Genomic DNA, 19,270 nt, shown 5'->3' on the forward strand with positions numbered 1-19,270 from the left:
GAAGCGATTTCCGTGACAGGTTCTATGAGGAGGGTGAATTAAAAGGAGTACGCTTTGTCTATTCTTTTAATGTCACCCTCTTTATTCGTATTCTGAAATAATTTCTTTTACCGTGAAATGAAGTCCATAATAAGCGTAAAGAGTGGTCATCATGGCTGGAAATCCATAGCGATTTCCCTCATCATCTGGAATCAGAGGGGTAAGGAGTTTAGTGTCAATGTGAACATCAGTAAAATGCTCCAGTGAGGCAGCGTGATCTCCTTTTTCGATTGCGGACATTCCAACAGTCAAGATGCCAAGGTCTTGTAGGCGCTGGGCTATTTCAAGTACATGGGAATCGGTTGAAGTACGAGCGACAAGCAAAACGCGATCAGCAGGAGAGAGAGTAGCGATATCCTCATCAGCTGTCAGCAGTTTAGCTTTCGGAAAGGGTTCCTGACTCTTAGTAGCTTCCAATCCAATCGCGTACATTTCGTCTTTTCCATAAATGTATACATGGCCGTCTCCCAGAATGGCTTGAGCTAATAACCTCGCTCCATCCTCTATGTTAAATTCTTCTTTTTCTTGAATTCGCTTAAAATAGCCGGTTAATTGTGTAGTGAAAATTTTCAACATGACTGTCACCTTTCTTCTTTCAGTTCTATCAAGCGGTCTGGTAGTCATTATAGCGGAAAGAAATGAAAGAGTAAAAGAAGGGAATTGTATAGAAGAAGTCGAAACTTTTATAAATCACATATATAGAATAATAATAAAGGTAGGGATTATGTTGAACGAGAAAATTTTAATTGTCGATGATCAATTTGGTATTCGCATTTTATTAACAGAAGTATTGCAAAAAGAAGGATATCAAACGTTCCAAGCAGCTAATGGTTACCAAGCGATTGATATTGCGCAAAAGCATGCACCGGATTTAGTTTTACTGGATATGAAAATTCCGGGGATGGACGGCATTGAAATTTTAAAACGTCTCAAAGAATACGATCAAAGCATTAAAGTTATTATTATGACAGCGTATGGAGAGTTAGACATGATTCAAGAAGCGAAAGATTTGGGAGCTCTTACACATTTTGCTAAACCTTTCGATATTGATGAAATTCGCCAAGCAGTTCGTCAATATTTACCAGTTGGTTCAAACTAAGAATTTTTACATAATGGGATAAAGAGAATAATTCTACCAATCCCTTGCCTTGTCTAGGTTTGTGAGAGGGTTAGCGGTGTATGAGTGCCTTGAAAGCTTGTTTGTTTGCTGAAGAGGCCTCTTCTTTTTTTGCATTAAATGACTAAATATGTTGCTGATTGTCGTGTAAGTTGGTATTCTAGGTACTGTATTAAGCTATTCGAAAAGCCAACATTTCAGACAAATGTATGAAACGTTTGAAATTGTACATAATATCCCAATGAAACTTCTCGGATAGTACTGACAATGGTGTATTGTGAAGGAGGATTTTAACATGCCTTTAGTTTCAATGACAGAAATGCTGAACAAAGCATTAGAAGGTAAGTATGCAGTTGGTCAATTCAACATGAACAACTTAGAGTGGACGCAAGCAATTTTAGCGGCTGCTGAAGAGGAGAAGTCCCCAGTGATCCTCGGTGTATCAGAAGGTGCTGCTCGTCATATGAGCGGTTTCAACACAGTGGTAAGCATTGTAAAAGGTTTAATGCAAGACATGAACATCACAGTTCCTGTTGCGATCCATTTAGACCACGGTTCAAGCTTTGAAAAATGTAAAGAGGCAATCGACGCTGGATTCACATCTGTTATGATCGATGCTTCTCACCATGCGTTTGAAGAAAATATTGAAACAACGAAGAAAGTTGTAGAATATGCTCATTCAAAAGGTGTATCAGTAGAAGCTGAGCTAGGTGTTGTAGGTGGACAAGAAGATGACGTTGTAGCAGAAGGCGTTATCTATGCTGATCCAAACGAGTGTGAAGAACTTGTTAAAGCAACGGGCATTGATTGCTTAGCACCAGCTTTAGGTTCTGTACATGGTCCTTACAAAGGTGAACCAAACCTAGGCTTCAAAGAAATGGAAGAAGTCCGTGACCGCACTGGTGTACCATTAGTATTACACGGTGGTACTGGTATCCCAACAAAAGACATTGAAAAAGCGATTTCTTTAGGAACGTCTAAAATCAATGTCAACACAGAAAATCAAATCGCGTTCACAAAAGTTGTACGTGAAGTATTAAACAACGATCAAGAAGCATACGATCCACGTAAATTTATGGGCCCTGGCCGTGAAGCAATCAAGCAAACGGTTATCGGCAAAATTCGCGAATTCGGTTCTTCAAACAAGGCTTAATGATCTATATCTGAAATGGAACCGCCTCTTAAGGGCGGTTTCCTTTTAGGGATAATGTCTGTACCAAAATAGTATTGTATTAAGCGGGAGGGGAAAGTTATGAAATTTTTCATTGACACTGCTAATATTAAAGAGATTAAGGAAGCGTATTCATTAGGGGTTTTAGCCGGGGTTACAACAAACCCTAGTCTTGTTGCGAAAGAAGACGTTACGTTTGAAGATCGTCTGAAAGAAATTACGTCACTAGTTTCTGGATCTGTTAGTGCAGAGGTTATTGCTTTAGATGCTGAAGGTATGATTGAAGAAGGAAAAGAGCTAGCTAAAATTGCTCCGAACATCACCATTAAAGTACCAATGACGCCAGATGGCTTAAAAGCCGTTAAAGCGTTTTCTGAGTTAGGAATTAAAACGAATGTTACGTTAATCTTTTCAGCCAATCAAGCTCTTTTAGCTGCAAGAGCGGGAGCGACATATGTTTCTCCATTTTTAGGGAGATTGGATGATTTAGGGCATAATGGACTAGAATTAATTGGTCAAATTGCTGATATATTTGCCATTCACGATATTGATACAGAAATTATTGCGGCTTCGATTCGTCACCCGATGCATGTGACAGAAGCAGCATTAAAAGGGGCGCATATCGCTACAATCCCGTATAAAGTATTAATGCAATTATTTAAGCATCCTTTAACGGACAGCGGTATTGAACAATTTTTAAAAGATTGGAACAACCGCCTGTCGTAAAGAAAAAAATAGACACATCCCTTTGGCATTCACAAGAAATTCACCGTGAATGCCCATTTTTCTGTAAAAATGATAAATATATACATGAAAAAATTTTTTTCGTGTAAACTATTAGGTAATATGAAAAATAACCACAATCATGCTGAAATTTTTGGTAAATATTACCTTATAGTGAAAGTGAAGGGGCATCATCTTCACTGGAAGGGAGCCTAAAGTGGAAAAACTAAAGATACAAGGTGGATTTACATTAGATGGTACGGTTAGGATTAGTGGAGCTAAAAATAGTGCGGTTGCACTTATTCCTGCGACTATTTTAGCAGAGTCACCAGTCACAATAGAAGGACTACCTGATATTTCTGATGTAAACATTCTAGGTGATTTACTCGAAGAAATTGGTGGGAAAGTCATGTATGAAAACAATGAATTGACTGTGGATCCTTCCAATATGATTTCAATGCCTTTACCAAATGGAAAGGTGAAAAAATTGCGTGCTTCTTACTACTTGATGGGTGCGATGCTAGGTCGTTTTAAAAAGGCGGTAATCGGGCTGCCTGGAGGTTGTCACTTAGGGCCGCGTCCAATTGATCAGCATATTAAAGGATTTGAAGCACTTGGTGTTCAAGTAACCAATGAACAAGGAGCTATTTATCTTCGGGCTGATGAATTACGAGGAGCGCGTATTTACCTTGACGTTGTAAGTGTAGGAGCGACCATTAATATTATGCTGGCTGCGGTGCGGGCTAAAGGGCGCACCATTATTGAAAATGCAGCAAAAGAGCCTGAAATTATTGATGTCGCTACCTTGCTGACAAATATGGGAGCGCGCATTAAAGGAGCCGGAACGGATGTAATCCGTATTGATGGAGTGGACGAGCTTAAAGGGTGCCGCCACTCAATTATCCCAGATCGAATTGAAGCAGGTACGTACATGATTATGGCTGCGGCAATGGGGAAAGAAGTCATGATTGACAATGTCATTCCACTTCATTTGGAGTCTTTAATCGCTAAAATGAGAGAAATGGGTGTACGGGTAGAAACTAATCCGGAACAAATTTTAGTGACAGGCGGTCACAGCTTGAAAGCAGTGGACGTGAAAACACTTGTTTATCCTGGATTTCCAACGGACCTGCAGCAGCCGTTTACATCGCTGCTCACAAAAGCCGAAGGAACAAGTGTAGTAACAGACACTATTTATAGTGCGCGTTTCAAGCATATTGACGAGTTGAGAAGAATGAATGCCGTCATTAAAGTTGAAGGACGCTCTGCGATCATTAATGGTCCAACTCAATTACAGGGAGCGAAAGTAAAAGCATCTGACTTGCGTGCGGGAGCGGCGCTTGTGACAGCTGGATTAATGGCAAGGGGAATTACCGAGGTGACCGGATTAGAGCATATTGACAGAGGTTATAGTCACCTCGTAGACAAGCTTGCCGGACTTGGAGCCGTCATCTGGCGTGAAAGAATGACCGAACAAGAAATCGAGCAGTTCCAAAGTTCATAAGAAAAGTGTTGTCATGTAATGGGGGGGTTCGTGGCAACTCATAGAGAGTTCGTTTTGATGTGTTGCTTCGTGAAACTTGTCATGGTAAGGGAATCAGCATGAAACGTTTGCGTAGTAGAATCTAAAGAACAACGGGGGAGAAGGAAGATGGAAAGAAGTTTATCGATGGAGCTTGTACGTGTAACTGAAGCGGCTGCTTTAGCGTCTGCTAGATGGATGGGAAGAGGAAAAAAAGATGAGGCGGACGAAGCAGCTACTTCCGCTATGCGTGATGTGTTTGACACTATTCCAATGAAAGGTACAGTCGTGATTGGCGAAGGTGAGATGGATGAAGCGCCAATGCTGTATATCGGTGAAAAACTTGGGACGGGGTATGGTCCGAGAGTCGATGTTGCCGTCGATCCTTTGGAAGGGACAAACATTGTAGCGTCTGGTGGCTGGAATGGCTTAGCGGTACTAGCCGTTGCGGATCACGGTAATTTACTTCATGCACCAGATATGTACATGGAGAAAATTGCGGTAGGACCAGAGGCCGTCGGTCAAATTGATATTAATGCTCCGATTATCGATAATTTACGAGCAGTGGCAAGAGCGAAAAATAAAGATATTGAAGATGTTGTCGCCACCGTATTAAATCGTCCGAGACATGAACAAATTATTAAAGAGCTAAGAGAAGCAGGTGCACGAATTAAGCTCATCAACGATGGAGATGTAGCAGGTGCGATTAATACAGCATTTGACCATACGGGTGTCGATATTTTATTTGGATCGGGCGGAGCGCCAGAAGGGGTTATTGCTGCTGTAGCGTTGAAATGCCTTGGTGGAGAATTGCAGGGGAAATTATTGCCTCAAAGTGAGGAAGAGTTAGCAAGATGCCAAAAGATGGGAATACAAGATATTAATCGTGTGCTCCGAATGGAAGATTTAGTGAAGGGCGACGATGCCATCTTTGCTGCAACGGGTGTAACAGATGGAGAGTTGTTAAAGGGTGTCCAATTTAAAGGATTAATTGGGACGACTCAGTCATTGGTTATGAGAGCGAAGTCCGGTACGGTTCGTTTCGTAGACGGAAGACATAGTTTGAAAAAGAAACCGAATCTAGTGATCAAACCTTAAAACAATGAGCACCTTAAGGTGCTCATTGTTTTAAGGTTTTTACCGGTATTTTCGAGGAATTTCGATGACGAGCGTATTTTTAAAACCGAAAACATTGTCCAGAAAAATATGTTGATTAAAAAGAGATAAAGAGGGTAGAATATAAATTGCTACGTCTATTCAGCGCAATGCCCCTTATTGGCAATAGGGTGTCCATCGCTGATAAGCGGAGTTAAATCTACTAAAATCTACTTCAAGATTGCCTTCCTTATCTTCATCATTTATTCCATCCCGATCTTTTCTCATATTTACATATGATTTCAATATGGGGGAAAATAGGAAATTATTTAATTAAAGCGTGGTGTTTTAATGAATTTAACATTATCTAGTTTAGAAAACATGAAATTAAAAGAGCTGTATGAGCATGCTCGTGCGTATAAAATTTCCTACTACAGTAAACTAACCAAAAAAGAACTTATTTTTGCTATTTTGAAAGCTCAGGCAGAACAAGATGGTTTACTATTTATGGAAGGCGTACTTGAAATCATTCAGTCAGAGGGATTTGGTTTCCTTCGCCCAATTAACTATTCCGCAAGCTCGGAAGATATTTACATATCGGCTTCTCAAATTCGCCGATTTGATTTAAGAAACGGAGACAAAGTATCAGGGAAGGTACGTCCTCCAAAGGAAAATGAACGATATTACGGCTTACTGCACGTAGAAGCTGTTAATGGAGATGATCCAGAATCAGCGAAAGAACGTGTGCATTTCCCGGCGCTTACGCCTATTTATCCAAACCGTCATATGGTATTGGAAACAGAGCCGCGCAATTTTTCGACGCGAATCATTGATTTGATTGCTCCGATTGGTTTTGGACAGAGGGGGTTAATTGTAGCTCCTCCAAAAGCTGGTAAAACGATGTTGTTGAAAGAAATTGCTAACAGCATCACCACAAACCATCCGGAAGCGGAACTCATTGTGTTATTAATTGATGAACGTCCAGAGGAAGTAACGGATATTGAGCGCTCTGTTGCAGGAGATGTAGTGAGCTCTACGTTTGATGAGGTTCCAGAGAATCATATTAAAGTAGCAGAGCTAGTGTTAGAACGTGCGATGCGTCTTGTAGAGCATAAAAAAGATGTTATCATCTTAATGGATAGTATTACGCGTCTTGCTCGTGCTTATAACTTGGTCATCCCGCCAAGCGGCCGTACGTTGTCTGGAGGAATTGACCCAGCGGCTTTCCACAGACCGAAGCGTTTCTTTGGTGCAGCCCGCAACATTGAAGAGGGCGGTAGTTTAACGATTTTAGCAACGGCTCTCATTGATACTGGTTCGAGAATGGATGATGTCATTTACGAAGAGTTTAAGGGAACAGGAAATATGGAGCTTCACTTAGACCGTTCGTTAGCAGAGAAACGTATTTTCCCTGCAATTGATATTCGTCGTTCTGGGACAAGAAAAGAAGAGTTACTCATTCCGAAAGAGCATTTGGATCATCTATGGGCAATTCGTAAAACGTTGTCAGATTCTCCAGATTTTGCAGAAAGATTTTTGAGACGCCTCCGAAACTCAAAGAGCAATATAGAGTTTTTCAAAATATTGGAGGACGAAAGAAAGACATCTTCAAGCACAAAACGTTAAACTATGTTATAATGGGTAAGTCGTTCTTAATTTTAAGGTGATGTCAATGGGCGAATGTGCTAAAAAGGGAACGTAATTGCAAAAACAGGTAGTTGCAAAACTGCTTGACCCTTGTTATAATTTCATCATGTGTGTTTAGTGCGTGATATCATTAAGAGGCGATGTAGTCGCTTCTGCCTGATTTTTCACGTTGGTTTATATAACTCTGTTTCAGAATGATTCAGGGCGGAAGGAGATGAAAAGCATGAAAGCAGGAATTCATCCAAACTACAAAAAAGTTATGGTGAAATGTGCTTGTGGAAATGAATTTGAAACGGGTTCTGTTAAAGAAGAGATTCGCATTGAGGTTTGTTCTGAATGCCATCCATTCTATACTGGCCGTCAAAAATTCGCTTCTGCGGATGGTCGTGTTGATCGATTCAACAAAAAATACGGTCTTAAGTAATTCATATAATGTAATTCGACAGGCAAGCAACTTTCAGTTCTTGCCTGTTTTTTACGTGAATAGTGATTCCCGCACGGGTTAACATATAGGCAAGAAATGAGCTACATAGATGATCATTATGTGGACAAAGGTTCATCTAGGTAAAGAGAAGTAGAAGAACGTTTCACTTCATTGGAATGACACGGAAGGGAGAGTCCGCGCCATGTATGTAATGAAGCAAAGCGGTTGGATTGAAGTGATTTGCGGTAGTATGTTTTCTGGGAAATCAGAAGAACTTATTCGCCGTGTTCGCCGAACGCAATTTGCCAAACAACAAGTACAGGTATTTAAGCCTGCTATTGATAATCGGTATAGTGAAGAATCGGTCGTGTCGCATAACGGATCATCTGTTATTGCTGTTCCTGTTCGTGATTCTGTGCAAATTTTAACAGAAGTCATGGAAGAGACAGATGTCGTAGCGATTGATGAAATTCAATTCTTTGATGACGGGATTTTAGAAGTGGTTCAAATCCTTGCGAATAAAGGATACCGGGTGATTGTAGCAGGACTTGACCAGGATTTCAGAGGAGAGCCGTTTGGACAAGTCCCTGCTTTAATGGCTATTGCTGAGTCGGTAACAAAGCTGCAAGCGGTTTGTGCAACCTGTGGTTCACCTGCAAGCCGTACACAGCGTTTAATTGATGGAGAGCCAGCTTCTTACGATGATCCTGTTATTTTAGTTGGAGCATCAGAATCGTACGAACCGAGATGCCGCCACTGTCATGCGGTTCCTCGGAAAGTTCATCAATAAGTAGAGAACATTAGCAGTAAAGAAATGCCTGCATGGCTATTGCCGTGCGGGCATTTTTGTTTTGGTTCAAAAGTTTGAATGAAAATGGAGCGACTGTTTCCTGAACTTTACTTTAGTGGATGGACTGCAATGGGGAAAGCTAAGGGCAGGAGGTGTCATAATGAAAAAATTAGCCGTGTGGCTATGTGTTCTGTTCATGGGCGCTTGTTCAGGTTATAACAGCACACAAGATGTGCGTGTAGAAGATGAGAATGGCAAACGATTAACCTCTTATCGAGATGAAAAGAAATTAGAGGAAGAATTAATAAGCTATGAGGAGTTTACGAATCAAAACCCTAATTTCCTTAATACGACACCAGTCAGATCAAAGGTGTCTAACGATTATGAAAAAATGAATGAAGTCATAGAGGTCAAAACTCCCTACCGCCTTGGGGATTTAAAGGTTAATGGACGCGATGCATGGGTTACCATTCATACGGGAGAAGAGATGAATCGTGAGGAGAAAGAAAAAGTCCAAAAGGTAGTGGCGCGTGAGTTATTTGAAGGAGTTCCGCGTTTTCATTTTCATGTAAAAGCTGTACGTTAACAGCATGAAGAAAGAGTTGGACCAGCGCTTATCATATATTATATGAATTTGATTTTGACGGGGGTTATCACCTATACTATAATTAGAATGTTATGGATAAAAAATGAGGTGAATGATGTGTTTGATCGTTTACAGGCGGTAGAAGATCGCTACGAAAAATTAAATGAACTTCTTAGCGACCCTGAAATCGTAAATACCCCCTCTAAATTAAGAGAGTATTCGAAAGAACAAGCGGATATCCAAGAAACGGTAGAAGCTTATAGAGAATATAAAGATGTGAAAGCGCAGTTAGCGGATGCGAAAGTCATGCTGGATGACAAGCTTGACGCAGATATGCGTGAAATGGTGAAAGAAGAAATTTCAGAACTGGAAGACCAGGCAGAAGAACTGGAAAGCCGTTTGAAAATCTTGTTATTGCCAAAAGATCCGAATGACGATAAGAACGTTATTATGGAAATCCGAGGTGCGGCAGGCGGTGATGAGGCGGCATTGTTTGCTGCTAACTTATATCGCATGTATTCCCGTTATGCGGAGACTCAAGGTTGGAAGACAGAAGTGATGGAAGCGAACACAACAGGTGTGGGCGGCTACAAAGAAATTATTTTCATGATTAGCGGTAAAGGAGCTTATTCCAAAATGAAATTTGAGAATGGAGCTCACCGTGTACAGCGTGTCCCTGAAACAGAGTCAGGTGGACGCATTCATACGTCAACTGCAACGGTCGCATGTTTACCGGAAGCAGAAGAAGTAGAGGTAGATATTCATGAGAAGGATATTCGCGTAGATACGTTTGCTTCTAGCGGACCTGGTGGACAAAGTGTTAATACGACAATGTCTGCTGTTCGTTTAACTCACATTCCAACCGGAACTGTTGTATCGTGTCAGGATGAAAAATCTCAAATCAAGAATAAAGAAAAAGCAATGAAGGTATTGCGTGCGCGTGTTTATGATAAATTCCAGCAAGAAGCGCAAGCTGAATACGATCAAAATCGTAAGCAGGCGGTCGGAACAGGAGACCGTTCTGAGCGTATCCGCACTTATAATTTCCCGCAAAATCGAGTGACGGATCATCGCATCGGTCTAACGATCCAAAAGCTTGATCAAATCATGGAAGGCAAGCTTGAAGAAGTCATTGAAGCCCTTATCATGGAAGATCAAGCTCGTAAAATGGAGCAGGCAAACGGATGACCGACTTATTTCAGAAAGTGTATGAAGCCCTAAAATGGGCTTCTTCTTTTTTAAAAGAGGCACAGCGCGATGAAAATGCGGGTGAATTGTTGCTGCGCCATCATTTAAACATGAGTCGTTCCATGCTGTTTACTTCGATGCAGGAACAAGTGGATGAGGAAGTAAAGAAAAAATTTATAGAAGATGTGTATGCACATGCTTCAGGTATTCCGGTTCAGTACCTCATTGGTTCGGAAGAGTTTTACGGCCGTTCTTTTTTTGTTAATCAAGAGGTGTTAATTCCGAGGCCGGAAACAGAGGAATTAATTGAAGGTGTCGTCCAACGAGTCAAAATGCAATTTGGAAACAAGTCATTGGAGTTAGTAGATATCGGAACAGGGAGCGGAGTTATTGCGGTAACGTTAGCGCTTGAATTACCAAATGCTACGGTGAGTGCTGTGGATATTGCCAAGCCTTCTTTAGAGGTCGCAGAACGGAATGCTCGCGCGTTAGGGGCAGATGTAGACTTTATTTATGGTGATTTACTGCAGCCGCTTATTCAAGAAGGAAAAAAGGTGGACGTCGTGGTGTCTAACCCTCCGTATATTCCAGATGGTGATCTTGCTATCCTTTCTCCAGTTGTTAAAGAACACGAACCATCACGTGCTCTTTTTGGCGGAGAAGACGGGCTGGACTTTTATCGACGTTTTATGGAGGAGCTCCCTTTGGTGATGAAAGAAAAGGGAATCGTTGCCTTTGAAGTAGGAGTGGGTCAAGCGGTAACTGTTGCTTCTATGCTTAAACAAACTTTTCCACAAGCAGAAACAGAAGTTGTCTACGACATCAACGGCAAAGACCGAATGGTTTTTGCTACGCTTTAAGTATAGAGCGTTTGATATGATTACTTGTCGTCATGTCAAATGTTCTATATGTGTTTCATTTTATAATTTGATGCAGCTTCAGTTAATGAAGGGGTGTTTACAATGGTTTCTAACTCAACCCCTCAAACTTTCTAAATCAATTAATTTAATAGTTTAAGATAATGCCTGTCTGTCCATACTGTTTTAGTGAGAGGACGGTGGGGAAAATCATGAAACGATATGTTATCATTTATTTTATTCTTTTATTGATAGGGGCTAACGGCCAACTTTTATATAGTCAATCTTTTGCCGAAGCGAATGAGCCAGTTGTCATTCCGGATGAAGCTATACGCCTGCGAATTTTGGCTAACAGTGATTCTTCCGAAGATCAAGCATTAAAGCGAGAAATTCGGGATCGTGTAAATAGTGAAATTAATGAGTGGGTAGCAAACTTAACGTCAATTGAAGCGGCACGTGATTTAATGCAAAGTCGCTTGTCTATCATTCAGGAAATAGCAGAAGAAGTGATGGAGGAAAAGCAGTTAAATCAAGATGTGCAAGTGGATTTTGGTACGGTTCGTTTCCCGACTAAGCTATATGGCCAGTTTTTATACCCGGCAGGAGAGTATGAAGCCATTTTAATTACATTAGGAAAAGGTGAAGGAGCCAACTGGTGGTGTGTATTATTTCCTCCATTATGCTTTTTGGATTTTTCTAACGGAGAAGCTGTGAAAGATGAGAAAGAAACAGAAAAGCAGCCTGAAGAAAATCAACAAGTAGAAGTGAAGTTTTTCCTTGTAGAATTATTATCAAAACTATTTAACTAAGTGTACGTATAATTTACAAGGTAGGTAGTCTATTTTTTTATCACCTTTCATAGAGTGGATAATAGATAATCGCTATGGGGTGATAAAAAGATGGGAAAAACGATTCAATTAGCAACGGAACATGATGTCAATGATATGATTGCCTTCTGGGAGCAAGCGGGTATTTATGTGGATAAGATGGAAGAGGTTGTGGAGTCGTTTGTGCTGATGAGAGATAGTGAGAAAAGGCTGTTGGCTACCATTGGCTTTCAAGTTGCAGGTGAAGAGGGACTGTTGCGTTCTTTAGTCATCGTCCCTTCTTTGCAGGAACGTGATCTTTTTATATTGTTCCATACAATCATGGCAGTTGCGGAACAAAAAGGGATGAAGCGCCTTTATGTAGTGAGTAATAAGCAAGCATCCATTCCTTTCTTTAAACTGTTGAACTTTTATGAAGTGAACTATAAAGAACTGTCATCGGAAATGAGAGAAAATGAGCATGTGAGAGAGTGTGTGGATAACAAGCGAGTACACATTATGGAATATGTATTGTAAAGCTGATCGTGCTTGTAATGGTAAAGGGTTAGCTCAATATTGTTAATATCCACATAGTTATCAACATAAAACCAAATTTTATCCACATTTTGTGGATAAAATTTGGTTTTTTCCACAACTTTCTTTATTTATGTGAAGAGAACCGTGTCTGTTATAATGAAAATAAAGAAGTTATTAAGTAGAAACAGGAGTTGGAAGAGTTGGAAACAAAATTATGGATTGTGGATAAATCTAATGACGGAAACCAAGCTTATCCACAACTAGAAGAAGCAGCAGCTTTGTTAAAACGGGGCGAAACGGTGGCGTTCCCTACGGAAACCGTCTATGGTCTGGGGGCTGATGCCACCTCTGATGAAGCTGTGGATAAAATTTTTGCAGCAAAAGGGAGACCGAGCGATAATCCTTTGATTATCCACATTGGGTATAAGGAGCAACTAGAAGATATTGCGTCTGACATCCCGCGTTCGGCTGAGATGCTCATCGAACAATTTTGGCCTGGCCCGTTAACGTTAGTGTTAAAGAAGAAGCCTGGTATTTCAGAAAAGGTAACAGCTGGATTAGAGACGGTAGCTGTTCGTATGCCATCTCATCCTGTTGCCTTAAACTTGCTGGAGAAGGTTGGCTTACCAATTGCTGCTCCAAGTGCAAACTTATCTGGTAAACCGAGTCCAACGCTCGCCAAGCACGTATTGGCGGACCTTAATGGAAGAATAAGTGGTGTGATTGATGGAGGTTTGGCTGGAGTAGGGGTAGAATCGACTGTGTTGGATTGTACAGAGGAGATTCCCGTCATTTTAAGACCGGGAGGAGTGACCCAGGAACAATTAGAAGCTACCGTAGGAAAGGTAGAGGTGGATAAAGCACTGCTTGTTAGCGGACAGGCACCGAAATCGCCTGGGATGAAGTATACACATTATGCGCCGGACGCTCCTTTGTATATCGTACAGGGAGGACGGGAATTCCTTCAGCAAAAGGTGGACGAGTGGAGAGAACAAGGTAAAAAAGTCGGCATTTTAACGACGGTAGAGAATGAAGCTTTTTATAGTGGATCAACTGTTCTTGTATGCGGCTCTCGCCGAGAATTATCCACAGTAGCAGCCCGGCTTTATGATGTTTTGCGTTCTTTTAACGAATATGATGTGGATATCATTTTAAGTGAAAGCTTCCCCAAAGAAGGAGTCGGTCAAGCCATCATGAACCGATTGATGAAGGCGGCAGGGCATCAAGTCATTTCCGAGTGAAACGTATGGAGTGGCTAGTGTTTAATGGCTAAACCCGGAAATGGTGGGAAGTAATTTATATGAAATGGATGGTTCATCAACACGCTAGGTGTTCTAGTTTTGTTTGCAACCATTTAGTTTTGGGAGGCTGTCTGATCAAGAGGTTTTTTTCCTTTTCAGACAGCCTTTTTATTCGGGATTCTAAACCCTTTCGTACATGCATATGGTGAAATAGGCACGTCCGAGGAGGGGGAAGAATGAATATATCTACAATGGTCGGTGAACTCATTACGTTAACTGTTATGGCATTGGCGTTAGGGATGGATGCCTTTTCGGTAGGGTTGGGTATGGGAATGATCCGCTTACGTTTGCGCCAAATTTTTTACATAGGATTGACGATTGGTATTTTTCATATATGGATGCCGCTTTTAGGGATTATGATCGGCAAGCTGTTATCGGATAAAATGGGCGAAATTGCGACGTATGCGGGCGGAGTGCTGCTTATGGCATTGGGCATACAAATGATGATTTCGTCCTTTCAGCATAAAGAAGAGAGTTTTATTAAGCCGATGGGATTCGGCTTGTTAGTATTTGCGTTAAGTGTTAGTCTCGATAGTTTTTCTGTTGGTTTGAGCTTAGGGATTTTTGGTGCGAGAACCGTCGTGGCGATTCTCATTTTTGGTTTCGTTAGCATGATTCTAACGTGGATCGGCCTCGTTTTAGGAAAAAGAGTTCAAGGATGGATTGGAAGATACAGTGAGACGCTTGGAGGGAGTATTTTACTAGCGTTTGGCATTAAGCTTCTTCTTCCTTTCTAACGCAGAGGGTTGGTGTCCTTTGGTGGAGGTTGTCTGAAAAAGGGTGATTTCTCCTTTTCAGACAACCTTTTTCTCTTTTTGGATAAGGGAGTGTCAGGAGCAACAGGTTGCGAATGGAACGGTATAATGATTATCATAAAGTAAAAGAAAAAATGGAGGGAATACTTATGCAACGTGTTTTATTTGTTTGTACAGGAAATACATGCAGAAGTCCAATGGCGGAAGCGTTATTAAAGGCGAAGGGAATTGCAGGGGTGGACGTGAAGTCGGCGGGAATTCATGCCTTTCCAGGAAGTGATGCGTCAGAGCATGCGAAATCAGCATTAAAGGAAAAAGGCATTGACCACTCGCATCAGGCTTCTTTATTAGATTATGAGTTAGTCGAGTGGGCTACGTTGATTTTAACGATGACCAATCAGCATAAGCAATTAATTGTACGGAATCTTCCTCATGCTGCACACAAAACGCATACCTTCAAGGAATTTACGCTTCAATCTGCCAGCGACGTATCAGATCCGTTTGGAAGTTCTCTTGATGTCTATCGAAAAACAGTAAATGAATTACAAGAACTGGTCGATAAACTAGTTGAGAGATTAACATAAGAATAGCGGAGGCAAAAAAATGGATCAAAAAACACGTTATCGGTTTGGTTTGCGATTAAAGCTCGTCATGTTCATTTCGGTTTTAGCTATTATCACGTATTCTACCAGTGCTTTTTTTATTTACGTATTGTACCCTTTTGTATCGGAAAGATTTAGTGAGTTTACGTTTACCATTTTGACTCTTTCGGCAGGAATTTTTTGGTCGGGATTTTTAGCGTATTTAGCAGCAGGCTTCCTAATTAAACCACTTCAACGATTAGAAGAGGTAGCGAAAAAGCTGCGAGCTGGAATTGTGAATGAAAATGTAGAGCTTTCAAAATCTGATGACGAAATTCGTTCATTGGGCATTGCATTTAATCAAATGCTGCAAAACTTGAGAGAAATGATTAAAAATATTGAACAAAATTTTGAGCAGACTAATGAAAAAGTGTTAACGATTTCTGCTCATTCCGATGAAGCCTCTTCACAAATGAGCGGGATTGCCCGGACCATTGATGAAATTTCGAGAGGAGCTGAAAGTTCGGCTGTCTCAATCCAAGAAACATCAGAATCGGTTGACCAAGTTATTTTAATGGCGGAAGAAGTGCAGAGCAAAGCGGATTTATCGAAAAGACTTTCAGAAGAAATGGTCGCGTCTTTAGAGAAAAGCCGAGATGCAACGAATGCGCTCATTGGTGGAATGCGAAATTTAATGGGCAATAATGAGCAATCGTTGGAAGCGGTAAAGCGTTTGGAAGGACATGCCAATCAAGTTGAAAACATTATCGGACTAGTTGGCGCCATTGCTGGGCAGACGAATTTGCTCGCTTTAAATGCGTCAATTGAAGCAGCGAGAGCTGGTGAACATGGGAAAGGGTTTGCCGTTGTAGCAGAAGAAGTTCGGAAGCTAGCTGATGAGAGCGCTAAAGCCGTTCAAGGCATTACAGAATTAATTAAAAATATTCAAAAAGAGGTTCAAAATGTTGTTGGACAAATTAAACATCAAGTAGAAGTAGCTAAGGAAGAAGCTCATAAAGGGGATGAAACAACAAGAGAGCTTGGCGATATGACACAATCCGTCCATCAAGTAGTTGAGACGGTTGAGCAGATTGTCATACTGGTGAAACAGCAGATGGAAAGCATCCGCCATACAGCTCTCCAGTCTCAAGAGGTCGCAGCTATTGCCGAGGAGACGTCAGCAGGAGCGGAAGAGGTTAATGCCTCTATCCAAGAACAGTCTGCGTTAATGGAGCAAGTAAGTGATACGGCTAAGCAGTTGTCGGATGAAGCGGAACAATTAAAATTAACAATTCAGCGTTTTACGTTATAATGGAACGTAAAGAATAAAATTTTGGAAACGGTAAAGGGTTGGAAAGAGGAGGATGTAATAATGAAGGTAGCAATTGCTTCTGACCATGGTGGCATTAATATCCGAAAGGAAATTGTCGCGCTAATGGATGAGATGGGTATCGAGTATCAGGATTTAGGTTGTGAATGTGAAACCTCTGTTGACTATCCAGATTATGCTATTCCAGTAGCGGAAAAAGTCGTGAGTGGAGAGGTCGACCGCGGGATTTTAATTTGTGGAACGGGGATTGGCATGAGTATTGCTGCCAATAAAGTGAAAGGAGTTCGCTGTGCGCTTGTGCATGACATGTTCAGCGCTCAAGCGACACGTGAACATAATGACAGTAACATTTTAGCGATGGGCGAACGTGTTATTGGTCCAGGATTAGCAAGAGAAATCGCGAAAATTTGGTTGACGACTGAATTTGAGGGAGGCCGCCACTCGAATCGCATAAACAAAATTAAGGAATATGAAGGGTAGAATAATGTTTGGAAGAATGTGACACGGGTTGTTTCCTACCTGTGTCACATTCTTTACAATGAGTGCCTTTTTAGGTAAGTCTAATTCACCGGGATGTCTTGAAAGGGAGTATGGAAGATGAATTCAATGGTTGTGAATTGGAAGAAAGAACTTGAGTCAATATTGGAGCAATTTTTCGAGCAGGTGACCTTAACGAACAAGCACGTATTTGTTGTAGGTTGCAGTACGAGTGAAGTGATGGGGGAGAAAATTGGGACTGCAGGCACTTCTGAGGTGGCGCGCATGATTTTCGAGGTGCTTAAAACCTTTCAACTACGCTATAGTGTACAGCTTGCATTTCAATGCTGTGAACATCTTAACCGTGCCCTTGTTGTGGAAAAGGAAACTGCTGAGGCAAAAGGATGGGAAGCCGTTTCGGTCATTCCTGTTCCAAAGGCTGGCGGATCCATGGCGGCTTATGCTTATGAGCAATTAAACGATCCGGTTGTGGTGGAATTCATCCAAGCGGACGCCGGCATCGATATCGGAGATACCTTTATCGGGATGCACTTAAAGCATGTGGTCGTGCCTGTTCGTTGTACGGTAAAGCAAGTAGGGAGTGCGCATGTGACGTTGGCCACGACAAGACCGAAGCTGATTGGGGGAGCTAGGGCAATCTATGAACGTGAACGTGAAAATGATGTTTGTTCATAAAAATGTGAACGTTTAAAATAAAATCATTTTTAAATGTTCGTGTTTAAAGTGTTATTTTCGGATTTTTTAAGAAAAAAAGAAGATTTGTTAATAAAACTTCTAAACATCCCCCTGTTCATGGTACAATGGAGTCGAATTGTATAAAAATTTTGACAGAGTGTACGTGAGGAGGATTTTAAGATGGAAAAATTAGCACAACAAGATCCACAGCTTTTTCAAGCAATCCAAGAAGAGTTAACGAGACAGCGTTCAAAAATTGAATTGATTGCTTCAGAGAACTTTGTAAGCGAAGCGGTGATGGAAGCACAAGGATCAGTTTTAACAAACAAATACGCAGAAGGATACCCAGGGAAACGTTATTACGGGGGTTGCGAACATGTCGATGTGGCAGAAGATTTAGCCCGTGATCGTGCGAAAGAATTATTTGGTGCGGAGCATGTTAACGTCCAGCCTCACTCTGGTGCACAAGCGAACATGGCTGTTTATTTTACCATCTTGAACCAAGGCGATACAGTTCTCGGAATGAACTTATCCCACGGCGGCCATTTAACGCACGGAAGTCCGGTTAACTTCAGTGGTGTCCAATATAACTTCGTCGAGTATGGAGTGGACAAAGACACTCATGTTATCAATTATGAAGATGTACTGGAAAAGGCAAGAGTACATAAGCCGAAGCTAATTGTAGCGGGGGCTAGTGCTTATCCACGTGTTATCGATTTTAAACGATTCCGTGAAATTGCAGACGAAGTAGGAGCTTACTTGATGGTGGATATGGCGCATATTGCGGGTCTTGTAGCGGCAGGTCTTCATCCAAATCCAGTTCCATATGCTGACTTCGTCACAACAACAACACATAAAACATTACGCGGACCTCGCGGCGGTATGATTTTATGTAAAGAAGAGTTCGCGAAACAAATTGATAAATCCATCTTCCCTGGTATTCAAGGTGGACCTTTAATGCATGTAATCGCGGCTAAGGCGGTATCGTTCGGAGAGGCGTTAAAAGATGAGTTCAAAGTATATGCTCAAAACATCATCAATAATGCGAAGCATCTTGCCGAAGCGTTGAAGCGAGAAGGGTTTACGCTTGTTTCTGATGGGACAGATAATCATTTAGTATTAATTGATGTTCGCTCTATGAACTTAACAGGTAAAGTAGCTGAGCATGCTCTTGATGAAATTGGCATTACAGTGAATAAAAATACTATTCCTTATGATCCAGAAAGCCCATTTGTTACAAGTGGTATCCGTATTGGAACGGCAGCTGTGACAAGCAGAGGGTTCGGGTTAGAAGATATGGATGAAATCGCGGCGATTATGGCGTTGACATTAAAAAATGTCGATAACGAAGAAAAGCTTGCCGAAGCGCGTGAACGAGTAGAAAACTTAACAAAACGATTCGAGTTATATCCTTCTCGTCAAGGATAATTGTCGTAAGAAGCACCTAGTGAAAAGGGTGCTTCTTTATTTTTGGAAAAAACGAAAGCGGCGTGTATTTCTAACAATTCGCAAGAATTCCTCAAACAACCTTGAATGCGCTTTGCTTTTTCTGTAAAATAGACACAATGCAAAAATTTAACGAGTGAAAACCAAACTGCCATTAAGTACCATTCTCGTGAGAATGGTAC

21 protein-coding genes are annotated in these 19,270 nt (G+C 41.3%); 20 read left to right on the forward strand and 1 reads right to left on the reverse strand.

Translation table 11 applies throughout. The features are described from left to right. Positions 1-81: 81 nt before the first annotated feature. Positions 82-615 carry a DUF2529 domain-containing protein gene (locus ACXAEO_RS20425; RefSeq protein WP_474884535.1) on the reverse strand — a complete coding sequence of 178 codons (534 nt, stop codon included), beginning with the start codon at positions 613-615 and terminating at the stop codon, positions 82-84. A gap of 148 nt (positions 616-763) precedes the next feature. On the opposite strand from ACXAEO_RS20425, the gene ACXAEO_RS20430 reads away from it, so the two are divergent. The 20 genes from ACXAEO_RS20430 to glyA all read left to right on the forward strand — a co-directional run bounded on the left by ACXAEO_RS20430 (position 764) and on the right by glyA (position 19,070). After that, positions 764-1,138 carry a response regulator gene (locus tag ACXAEO_RS20430; RefSeq protein WP_474884537.1) on the forward strand — a complete coding sequence of 125 codons (375 nt, stop codon included), beginning with the start codon at positions 764-766 and terminating at the stop codon, positions 1,136-1,138. A 313-nt stretch (positions 1,139-1,451) separates the two neighbouring features. Beyond that, the gene (locus tag ACXAEO_RS20435) at positions 1,452-2,309 is read left to right on the forward strand and encodes a class II fructose-bisphosphate aldolase (RefSeq protein WP_474884539.1); all 858 of its coding nucleotides are present in this window, start codon (positions 1,452-1,454) and stop codon (positions 2,307-2,309) included. Positions 2,310-2,408: 99 nt separating this feature from the next. Then, positions 2,409-3,053, forward strand: coding sequence for a fructose-6-phosphate aldolase (gene fsa, locus ACXAEO_RS20440; RefSeq protein WP_474884540.1), 645 nt, complete (start codon positions 2,409-2,411; stop codon positions 3,051-3,053). Positions 3,054-3,267: 214 nt separating this feature from the next. Continuing rightward, positions 3,268-4,554, forward strand: a complete 1,287-nt coding sequence (locus tag ACXAEO_RS20445) for a UDP-N-acetylglucosamine 1-carboxyvinyltransferase (protein ID WP_474884542.1) — start codon at positions 3,268-3,270, stop codon at positions 4,552-4,554. A gap of 147 nt (positions 4,555-4,701) precedes the next feature. Beyond that, on the forward strand, positions 4,702-5,670 hold the full coding sequence (gene glpX / locus ACXAEO_RS20450) for a class II fructose-bisphosphatase (protein WP_474884543.1): 969 nt from the start codon (positions 4,702-4,704) through the stop codon (positions 5,668-5,670). A 348-nt stretch (positions 5,671-6,018) separates the two neighbouring features. Beyond that, positions 6,019-7,293 carry a transcription termination factor Rho gene (gene rho / locus ACXAEO_RS20455; RefSeq protein WP_474884545.1) on the forward strand — a complete coding sequence of 425 codons (1,275 nt, stop codon included), beginning with the start codon at positions 6,019-6,021 and terminating at the stop codon, positions 7,291-7,293. A 244-nt stretch (positions 7,294-7,537) separates the two neighbouring features. Further along, positions 7,538-7,738 carry a 50S ribosomal protein L31 gene (gene rpmE, locus ACXAEO_RS20460; RefSeq protein ID WP_474884547.1) on the forward strand — a complete coding sequence of 67 codons (201 nt, stop codon included), beginning with the start codon at positions 7,538-7,540 and terminating at the stop codon, positions 7,736-7,738. A 202-nt stretch (positions 7,739-7,940) separates the two neighbouring features. Further along, on the forward strand, positions 7,941-8,528 hold the full coding sequence (locus ACXAEO_RS20465) for a thymidine kinase (RefSeq protein ID WP_474884549.1): 588 nt from the start codon (positions 7,941-7,943) through the stop codon (positions 8,526-8,528). A 160-nt stretch (positions 8,529-8,688) separates the two neighbouring features. Beyond that, positions 8,689-9,114: a hypothetical protein gene (locus ACXAEO_RS20470; RefSeq protein WP_474884551.1), complete on the forward strand. Its 426-nt coding sequence runs from the start codon at positions 8,689-8,691 to the stop codon at positions 9,112-9,114. 117 nt (positions 9,115-9,231) lie between these two features. Next, positions 9,232-10,302: a peptide chain release factor 1 gene (gene prfA, locus ACXAEO_RS20475; protein WP_474884552.1), complete on the forward strand. Its 1,071-nt coding sequence runs from the start codon at positions 9,232-9,234 to the stop codon at positions 10,300-10,302. Further along, positions 10,299-11,162: a peptide chain release factor N(5)-glutamine methyltransferase gene (gene prmC, locus ACXAEO_RS20480; protein WP_474884553.1), complete on the forward strand. Its 864-nt coding sequence runs from the start codon at positions 10,299-10,301 to the stop codon at positions 11,160-11,162. The genes prfA and prmC overlap by 4 nt, the downstream gene beginning before the upstream one ends. A 209-nt stretch (positions 11,163-11,371) precedes the next feature. Next, positions 11,372-11,968, forward strand: a complete 597-nt coding sequence (gene spoIIR, locus ACXAEO_RS20485; protein WP_474884555.1) for a stage II sporulation protein R — start codon at positions 11,372-11,374, stop codon at positions 11,966-11,968. 90 nt (positions 11,969-12,058) lie between these two features. Then, complete coding sequence (locus ACXAEO_RS20490) at positions 12,059-12,502, forward strand: hypothetical protein (RefSeq protein ID WP_474884557.1); 444 nt, start codon at positions 12,059-12,061, stop codon at positions 12,500-12,502. A 200-nt stretch (positions 12,503-12,702) separates the two neighbouring features. Further along, on the forward strand, positions 12,703-13,743 hold the full coding sequence (locus ACXAEO_RS20495) for an L-threonylcarbamoyladenylate synthase (RefSeq protein WP_474884559.1): 1,041 nt from the start codon (positions 12,703-12,705) through the stop codon (positions 13,741-13,743). Between the two features lie 236 nt (positions 13,744-13,979). Beyond that, positions 13,980-14,540, forward strand: a complete 561-nt coding sequence (locus ACXAEO_RS20500; protein ID WP_474884560.1) for a manganese efflux pump MntP — start codon at positions 13,980-13,982, stop codon at positions 14,538-14,540. Positions 14,541-14,707: 167 nt separating this feature from the next. Next, a complete protein-coding gene (locus tag ACXAEO_RS20505; RefSeq protein WP_474884563.1) occupies positions 14,708-15,142 on the forward strand; it encodes a low molecular weight protein arginine phosphatase in 435 nt (144 codons plus the stop codon). 19 nt (positions 15,143-15,161) lie between these two features. After that, positions 15,162-16,451, forward strand: coding sequence for a methyl-accepting chemotaxis protein (locus tag ACXAEO_RS20510; RefSeq protein WP_474884564.1), 1,290 nt, complete (start codon positions 15,162-15,164; stop codon positions 16,449-16,451). A 60-nt stretch (positions 16,452-16,511) separates the two neighbouring features. Beyond that, complete coding sequence (gene rpiB / locus ACXAEO_RS20515) at positions 16,512-16,949, forward strand: ribose 5-phosphate isomerase B (RefSeq protein WP_474884567.1); 438 nt, start codon at positions 16,512-16,514, stop codon at positions 16,947-16,949. A 117-nt stretch (positions 16,950-17,066) separates the two neighbouring features. After that, the gene (locus ACXAEO_RS20520) at positions 17,067-17,642 is read left to right on the forward strand and encodes a TIGR01440 family protein (RefSeq protein ID WP_474884569.1); all 576 of its coding nucleotides are present in this window, start codon (positions 17,067-17,069) and stop codon (positions 17,640-17,642) included. 180 nt (positions 17,643-17,822) lie between these two features. Next, positions 17,823-19,070 carry a serine hydroxymethyltransferase gene (gene glyA / locus ACXAEO_RS20525; RefSeq protein WP_474884571.1) on the forward strand — a complete coding sequence of 416 codons (1,248 nt, stop codon included), beginning with the start codon at positions 17,823-17,825 and terminating at the stop codon, positions 19,068-19,070. Positions 19,071-19,270: the final 200 nt, after the last annotated feature.

This window comes from Bacillus sp. ABA4_010 (genome assembly GCF_056159105.1).